This is a genomic window from Microbacterium sp. MYb64 (assembly GCF_002979495.1).
GTDB lineage: Bacteria > Actinomycetota > Actinomycetes > Actinomycetales > Microbacteriaceae > Microbacterium > Microbacterium azadirachtae_A.
On the sequence record NZ_PCOW01000010.1, the window covers coordinates 127,665 to 135,446 of the forward strand.

The following is a 7,782-nucleotide window of genomic DNA, read 5'->3' on the forward strand; positions in this document are numbered from 1 at the left end:
TGAAGCCATGTCCGCCGATTCCCAGCCCGGATCCGCCGCCCTCATCGAGCGACGCGGCATCGAGATCGTCCCAGAGTCCGAGCGCACCGCGCGTCCCCGCGACCTGTTCTGGCCGTGGTTCGCGGCGAACGTCTCGGTGTTCGGCATGTCCTACGGATCCTTCCTGCTCGGGTTCGGGATCTCGCTCTGGCAGGCGACGGTCGTGGCGATCATCGGCATCGTGGTGTCGTTCGCACTGTGCGGGCTCATCGCGATCGCCGGCAAGCGCGGATCCGCACCGACCATGGTGCTGTCCCGCGCCGCGTTCGGCGTGCAGGGCCAGAAGATCCCCGGCATCGTCTCGTGGCTGACCTCGATCGGGTGGGAGACCTCGCTCACGATCACGGCCGTGCTCGCGACCACGACCGTGCTGCATGCGCTCGGCTGGGTCGGCGCCGACGGCGACGTCGCGGTGCACCTCATCGCGACCGTGCTGGTCGCGGCGCTCATCGTGGGCGCCTCGGTGCTCGGCTACCACACGATCATGAAGCTGCAGTCGGTGCTGACCTGGCTGACCGGGGCGTTCACGATCCTGTTCCTCATCCTCACGGTGAACAGCATCGACTGGACCAAGGCGTTCGCGCACCCCGACGGCACGCTCGCGCAGACGATCGGCGCGCTGGTCATGGTGATGACGGGCTTCGGCCTCGGCTGGATCAACATCGCGGCCGACTGGTCGCGCTATCAGAAGCGCACCGCCTCCGACTCCCAGATCGTCGCCTGGAACACGATCGGCGGATCCGTCGCTCCCATCGTGCTGGTCTTCTTCGGTCTGCTGCTGGCGGGGTCGAACGACAAGCTCAGCGCCGCGGTCGCGGCCGACCCGATCGGCGCGCTCGCGACCCTGCTGCCGACGTGGGCGCTGTTCCCGTTCCTCATCGTCGCGATCCTCACCCTCGTCTCCGGCGCGGTGCTCGGCATCTACTCCTCGGGCCTCACCCTGCTGAGCCTGGGCATCCGGATCCCCCGTCCTGCGGCCGCGGCCGTCGACGGCGTGATCCTCACGATCGGCACGATCGTGGTCGTGTTCTTCGCGCAGAACTTCATCGGACCGTTCCAGTCGTTCCTCATCACGCTCGGCGTTCCGATGGCGGCCTGGGCCGGGATCCTGATCGCCGACATCCTGCGCCGCAAGAAGGACTACGACGACGAGGCGCTCTTCGACGCGCGCGGGCGGTACGGAGCCTGGGACGGCGTCGCCATCGGCACGCTCGTCGTGGCCTCGGTCATCGGCTGGGGCTTCGTGATCAACAACTTCGCCGAGGCCGCGCCGTGGAACAACTGGCAGGGCTACTTCCTCGGCGTGATCGGTGGCAAGGACGGCGAGTGGGCCTACGCCAACCTCGGCGTCTTCTTCGCACTCGTGCTGGGCTTCGTGGTGACCTGGTTCGCGCGCGCCGGGAGGATCCGCCGCCAGGAGCAGGCATGACGGGGACGCCGCCCGTGCAGCCGGCCGCGGAGGCTCCGACGCCGCTCGCGCCGACTGCTGCGGCCTGGCTCGTCGTGATCGATCCGCAGAACATCTTCGCCGCTCCGGATTCGGCGTGGGGATCCCCGATGTTCCCGGATGCGTTCGTCAACATCCGCCGCCTCGCCGAGGCCGCGGCGGGCAGGGTGCTCGTGACCCGCTGGCTGCCGACCGCGGATCGGCGCACGGCGTGGGGCGACTACTTCGCGGCCTGGCCCTTCGCGGACAAGCCTGCCGACGACCCGCTCTACGATCTCGTCCCCGAGGCGCGGGACCTCTCCCCGCATCCGACGCTCGACCTGCCCACGTTCGGCAAATGGGGCGCGATCGAACGGTTCCTGAGGCTCTCGAAGGGCGTGGGGTCCGCTCCCGTCGTGCTCGCCGGCGTCTCGACGGACTGCTGCGTGATCTCGACCGCGCTGGCCGCCGCCGATGCGGGTGCGCGCGTCAAGATCGCCGCCGATGCGTGCGCAGGTTCGGATCCGGCCAATCACGCCGCCGCGATCCAGGTGATGTCCCTCTACCCGCCGCAGCTCACGATCGCCGACACGGTCGCGGCGCTCCCCCTCCTCCGGCACCCCGCTCCCGAACCACCCCTCCCTCTCTGACCGCGAGACTCCATCTGGGCGACGAGACTGCAGCTCAGCAGCGCTGTTTCGTCGCCCAGATGGAGTCTCGCGGGTAGGGGAAGCGCGCAGCGGGGCGGGGGCGATCAGCCCAGGAGCGCCGCGATGGTGCGCCGGGCGAGGGCGGCGCGGTCTTCGGGCGCCCACTTCACGAGGGAGTGCGCGTTCATCCCGTCCACGGTCGCGAGCAGCAGCCACGCCACGCCCTCGGCGCGCTCGGCGGAGATCTCCTCCGCCGCGACGCCGTCTGCAACGATCCGTTCCAGGTCCTGCTGCCAGAGGTCCATCTCGAGCCTCACCCGTGCGGCGAGCTCCTCGTTGCGCGCGCCCGCCGCCCAGGCCTGCACCCAGACCAGGGTCACGTCGTCGCGGTCGCCGTCGAGCAGGGTTTCCACGACGCAGGAGATCCGCGCACGAAGGCCCGTGCCGGCGCGCCCGACGGCGACGACCTCCTCGCGCTCGGCCCCGACGATCGCGCCGAACACCTCGGCGACGAACGCGTCCATGCTCGGCCGATAGTGGGCGACCAGCGCCGGCGTCACGCCCGCGGCGGCGGCCACCGTGCGCACGGTGAGCCCGGCGATGCCGCTCTGCCGCGCGAGATCGACCGCCGCGTCGAGGATCGCCCTCTCCCGCTGCTCCGGCGGCATCCGCTTCGGCCGGGGGGTTGACGAGGTGCTCATGGGGCTATACATTATCGCTAGTTGGCCGCTTGTTCAATAAGCGTGACGAACCCGATCCGAGGAGCACCGATGCCCTGGCTGATGCCCAGCGAGACCGCCCGACACGACCGCGTGTGGATGGCCTTCCCCGCCGAGGGCGAGACCCTCGGCGACACCGACGCGCTCCGCGAGGAGGGCTACGCCACGTGGACCGCCGTGGCGCACGCCGCCTCCGAGTTCACGCCCGTGACGATCCTCGTGGATCCGAGCGAGCTCACCCGAGCCCGGCGCATGCTGTCGTCCGACGTGACGATCCTCGAGGCTCCGGTCGACGAGTTCTGGATGCGCGACGCCGGTCCCACGTTCGTCGTCGACCCCGAGCGCCCGGGCGCCCTCGGCGCCGTGGACTGGGTGTTCAACGGCTGGGGAGCCCCGGCCTGGGCTCGCTGGCACGACGCCGCGCAGCACGCGCGCATCATCGCGGCCGAGGCGGGCGCCGAGCTCATCAGCTCCGCCCTCGTGAACGAGGGCGGAGGCATCCACGTCGACGGCGAGGGCACCGTCCTGCTCACCGAGACCGTGCAGCTCGACCCGCGACGCAACCCGTACCTCGACAAGCAGCGCGTCGAGGCCGAGATGCTCCGTACGATCGGCGCGACCAAGGCCGTGTGGCTCCCCCGCGGCCTCACCCGCGACTACGACGACTTCGGCACCAACGGCCACGTCGACATCGTCGCGGCGATCTCCTCCCCGGGGCGGATCCTCCTGCACGCGCAGCAGGATCCGGGGCATCCCGACTTCGAGGTGTCCGCCGCTCTGCGCGCGCACCTGGCCACGCAGACGGATGCCGCGGGCCGCGCTTTCGAGATCGTCGAACTGCCGGCTCCGTCGACGCTGCGCGACGAGGAGGGCTTCGTGGACTGGAGCTACGTCAACCACCTCGTCACGAACGACGGCGTCATCGCCTGCGGCTTCGGCGACGACGTCGCCGACACGCGCGCCAGGGACATCCTTTCCGAGGCGTACCCCGGCCGCCGCGTCGTGACCGTCGACGCCCGTCCGCTCTTCGACCGCGGCGGCGGCGTCCACTGCATCACCCAGCAGCAGCCCTCTCTCGGCCGCTGAGATCTCGCGGCGCCCGCTGACATCCATCGGGCGCCGCGGATCTTCCTAACCGCCAGCCCCCGTCACCGCACCTCCGCGGCGACCGAGCCCTCCGAAGGACAGCCCATGTTCGACGTCGTCGAGACCCCCATCGCACGCCTGCGCGAAGCCCTGGAGAGCGGCGAGACCACGGCCGTCGAACTGGTCGACGCCTACGTCGCCCGTATCGACGCCTACGACGGCGCCGGCACGGAGACCGCGCTGAACGCCGTCGTAGTGCGCAACCCCGAGGCGCGCGCCGAGGCCGAGGCGTCCGACGCACGACGCGCCCGCGGCGAGGTCCTCGGCCCGCTCGACGGCATCCCGTACACCGCGAAGGACAGCTACCTCGTGCGGGGGCTCACGGCGGCGGCGGGCTCCCCGGCGTTCGCCGAGCTCGTCGCACAGCGCGACGCGTTCACGATCGAGCGCCTCCGCGCAGGCGGTGCGATCTGCCTCGGCCTCACCAACATGCCGCCGATGGCCAACGGCGGCATGCAGCGCGGCGTCTACGGTCGCGCCGAGAGCCCCTACAACGCCGCCTTCCTCACCGCGCCGTTCGCATCCGGATCCTCGAACGGATCCGGAACCGCCACCGCGGCGAGCTTCGCCGCGTTCGGCCTGGGCGAGGAGACGTGGTCGAGCGGGCGCGGCCCCGCGACCAACAACGCGCTGTGCGCGTACACCCCGTCGCGCGGCGTGATCTCGGTGCGCGGCAATTGGCCCCTCGTGCCGACCATGGACGTCGTCGTCCCGCACACGCGCACGATGTCCGATCTGCTCGAGATCCTCGACGTCATCGTCGCGGACGACCCCGAGACCCGGGGCGACTTCTGGCGCGCCCAGCCGTGGATCGCGCTCCCCGCCTCTTCGGCCGTGCGCCCCGGCGCGTATCCGGCGCTCGCCGATGACGCTGCCGCGGAGCTGGCCGGGAAGCGCATCGGGATCCCCCGCATGTACATCAACGCGGACCCCGAGGCGGGTACGGCGGACCACCCCGGGATCGGCGGGCCGACCGGGCAGCGCATCGACACCCGCGCATCGGTCGTCGCGCGCTGGGAGCGGGCCAGGGCGGATCTGGAGCGCGCCGGCGCCGTGGTCGTCGAGGTCGACTTCCCGATCGTGACCAACTACGAGGGTGACCGCCCCGGCGCCCCCACCATCGCCACGCGCGGACTCGTCACGCCGGAGTACCTGCACCGGGAGATCGTCGACCTGTCGGCATGGGGCTGGAACGACTTCCTGGACGCGAACGGGGATCCGCAGCTGCGCAGACTCGCCGACGTCGACGGCGCGACGATCTTCCCGCACCCGGCGGGCGCGCTGCCCGACCGCTACACGGGGTTCGACGACGACATCGCGGAGTATCCGGACTGGGTGCGCGAGAACCCCGACGCGACGATCACATCGATCCCCGAGCTCGAACAGGGCCTGGCCGGCCTCGAGGAGACGCGCCGGATCGACCTCGAGCAGTGGATGGACGAGCTGGGCCTCGACGCCGTCGCCTTCCCCGCGGTCGCCGACGTCGGCCCTGCCGACATGGACGTGAACCCCGCCTCCGCGGACCTCGGCTGGCGCAACGGCACCTGGATCGCGAACGGCAACCTGCCGATGCGCCACCTCGGCATCCCGAGCGTGACGGTGCCGATGGGCCTCATGTCCGACATCGGGATGCCGATCGGGCTCACCTTCATCGGCCGCGCCTATGACGACACAGCGCTGCTGCGCCTCGGCGCCGGCTTCGAGGCGATCGGCGCCGACGGGGACCGCCGCACGGCGCCGCCGCGCACGCCCCGGCTCTGACCCCGTTAGGCACCGGGGACGGATGGATTCCACCTCCTGCCCCACCCTCGCGATCGAGACGGTGCGCTGGTGCCCTGAAGTGTGTCGGCACATTTCACGGCCGTTGGCGCCCGCGACACGCCCGGACGTAGCCTGATCGGACCGATCCTGTGAGGAGACCATCGTGACCACGCCCCGCACCCACCTTTCGCCCCTTCCGGTGCGTGAGGCTGCGGCGTGCATGTGCGATCACGGAGACGTCTGCTCCTCCTTCGCCCCGGGGCACGCGCTGCACCTGATCCAGGCGCGTCTCGCCTCGGCGACGACGGCCGGCTGGACCGACGCTCTCGTCTCGGACGTCGACCGCGCGGCGGGCATCGTGCAGGTCACCACGCTGGACGGCGAGGCGCTGTCGCTGTGGAACGCCGGCGGTGCCGCGCTCGAGGTCGAGCCGGGTCAGCCCGTGGCCGTGCACACCCGCTGGGATGTGCTCGCGATCGGCGCGTTGCGCTACAACGTCGCCCGCGCCTGACCTGCGGAAGGCGCCCTCCGCCTCCGCGACGGGAGACGAAGGGCGCTCCTGGTTACGCGCCGAGCTCGCGGAGGAAGCCCTGCACATGCTGCTGCAGGCGCAGGATCCGCTGCGCACGCGCCGCCTCGCGATCGAAGCCCTCGTACGCGAGCGCCGGCAGGCGACGCACGTTCGCCGAGCAGCCGAAGTTCGCGCAGATCAGCACGCCGAGCGTGTTCCCGTTGCGGCCTGCGGGCCCGGCCTTGCGCGCGGCGAAGAACTGCACGTCGTTGCGCAGGGTGATGTCCTCGCACCACGAGCACTGGGCGCGTGCGAGGGTGCGCTGCTCGGCCTGCTGCAGCATCACCGCGACCGGCGAGTCTTCGTCGCGCTGCGCGACGATGTACGCCCGGCGAGGCATCTTCGGGTCGGACCAGCCCAGGAAGTCGAGCAGGGAGAAATCGATCTGGGCGAATTCGGGCGGCAGGGCGGCGGAGGAGACCTCCTTGCGGGAGGCGTTGCGGAAGGAAGCGCGGATGGCGCGCTCATCGATGGGAAGCATGTCGTGCTCTCTGTGCGGTGTCTGACCGCCTGCCGAATGCAGGCGGGAGGAGACGGCTGGCGAAACGCAGCCGGAAGATGACCCGCGGAAGACTCACGCGGGCGCGACGATCGTGCCGGCGGGAGAACCCACCGGCAGGGGCGTCAGCCTCTGTCACCGGCGTGGAAAGCGCCAGTGACCTCCTTCGGCACCGAACGGGTGCCCCGAACAACGAGCATTCTTCGATCCTAAGCCACCAGGGTGGAGGCGGCGCAGCAGCTGTGCGTCGCTCAGGCAGCCATCATCGATGCGCGCATCGCCATGCAGGCGTCCATGCACGCCTTGCACGCAGCCGCGCACATCCGGCATACCTCGCTGTGCGCCTCGTGCTTCATGCACATGTCCATGCAGAGCTGGCACATCGCCATGCACGCGTCGAGCATCGACATCATCACCGCAGGCGTCATCCCCTGCGGGCGCATCATCGCGCGCATCATGGTGTTGCACATGTCCGCGCAGTTCATGCAGGCCGGCGAGCAGTCCATCATCTGGGTAGCACACACGGTGCAGGCCTGCTCGCAGGCCGAGCACGCGTCCATGCACGCCTGCATGAGCGCCATGTCCATCGCCTCCATGCCGGGCATCATGTCCATGCTCTTCATCGAGTCCATCATCATCGAGTCCATCTCGCGCTCCTTCGTCCACCGGGGAAGGCGGGCGAACGGCCCGTCTGAGGCCCAGATTAGCCCCGCGTCGCCGCCGCGTCGATGCCCAAACTCGCGACCTGCGGTCCCCCTGGGCGCACGACGTCCGCTCGCGCGGCGGGCGCGGGCACGCGAATCCCGCCGCGCAGCGGCGGAGGTCGCGGGGCCGCGCACGCACGAAAAAAGGCCGCCCCGGAGGGCGGCCTTGAATCTGAATGCTTCGCATAATGCAGAAAGGCCACCCTGCGTTGGGTGGCCTTTCTGTTAAAGGAAGTCCGGCGGTGTCCTACTCTCCCACAGGGTCCC

At 70.7% G+C, this 7,782-nt stretch carries 8 protein-coding genes; 5 read left to right on the forward strand and 3 right to left on the reverse strand.

Annotated elements, in window-relative coordinates:
* The first annotated feature begins 7 nt into the window (after window positions 1-7).
* Window positions 8-1,468 carry a cytosine permease gene (locus CQ044_RS11045; protein ID WP_105688518.1) on the forward strand — a complete coding sequence of 487 codons (1,461 nt, stop codon included), beginning with the start codon at window positions 8-10 and terminating at the stop codon, window positions 1,466-1,468.
* Window positions 1,465-2,115 carry a cysteine hydrolase family protein gene (locus CQ044_RS11050; RefSeq protein ID WP_105688519.1) on the forward strand — a complete coding sequence of 217 codons (651 nt, stop codon included), beginning with the start codon at window positions 1,465-1,467 and terminating at the stop codon, window positions 2,113-2,115. Before CQ044_RS11045 ends, CQ044_RS11050 begins: the two co-directional genes overlap by 4 nt.
* A 104-nt stretch (window positions 2,116-2,219) precedes the next feature.
* Here the strand turns inward: CQ044_RS11050 and CQ044_RS11055 are convergent, their stop codons facing one another.
* A complete protein-coding gene (locus CQ044_RS11055; protein ID WP_181158282.1) occupies window positions 2,220-2,816 on the reverse strand; it encodes a TetR/AcrR family transcriptional regulator in 597 nt (198 codons plus the stop codon).
* A 69-nt stretch (window positions 2,817-2,885) separates the two neighbouring features.
* On the opposite strand from CQ044_RS11055, the gene CQ044_RS11060 reads away from it, so the two are divergent.
* From CQ044_RS11060 to CQ044_RS11070, 3 genes are all read left to right on the forward strand, one after another.
* On the forward strand, window positions 2,886-3,920 hold the full coding sequence (locus tag CQ044_RS11060; RefSeq protein ID WP_105688521.1) for an agmatine/peptidylarginine deiminase: 1,035 nt from the start codon (window positions 2,886-2,888) through the stop codon (window positions 3,918-3,920).
* A gap of 105 nt (window positions 3,921-4,025) precedes the next feature.
* Window positions 4,026-5,741 carry an amidase gene (locus tag CQ044_RS11065; protein WP_105688522.1) on the forward strand — a complete coding sequence of 572 codons (1,716 nt, stop codon included), beginning with the start codon at window positions 4,026-4,028 and terminating at the stop codon, window positions 5,739-5,741.
* A gap of 163 nt (window positions 5,742-5,904) precedes the next feature.
* The gene (locus CQ044_RS11070; protein ID WP_181158283.1) at window positions 5,905-6,252 is read left to right on the forward strand and encodes a hypothetical protein; all 348 of its coding nucleotides are present in this window, start codon (window positions 5,905-5,907) and stop codon (window positions 6,250-6,252) included.
* 52 nt (window positions 6,253-6,304) lie between these two features.
* On the opposite strand, the gene CQ044_RS11075 is transcribed toward CQ044_RS11070, so the two are convergent.
* On the reverse strand, window positions 6,305-6,793 hold the full coding sequence (locus CQ044_RS11075; RefSeq protein WP_105688524.1) for an FBP domain-containing protein: 489 nt from the start codon (window positions 6,791-6,793) through the stop codon (window positions 6,305-6,307).
* A 269-nt stretch (window positions 6,794-7,062) separates the two neighbouring features.
* Complete coding sequence (locus CQ044_RS11080) at window positions 7,063-7,458, reverse strand: hypothetical protein (protein ID WP_105688525.1); 396 nt, start codon at window positions 7,456-7,458, stop codon at window positions 7,063-7,065.
* Between the last annotated feature and the right edge of the window lie 324 nt (window positions 7,459-7,782).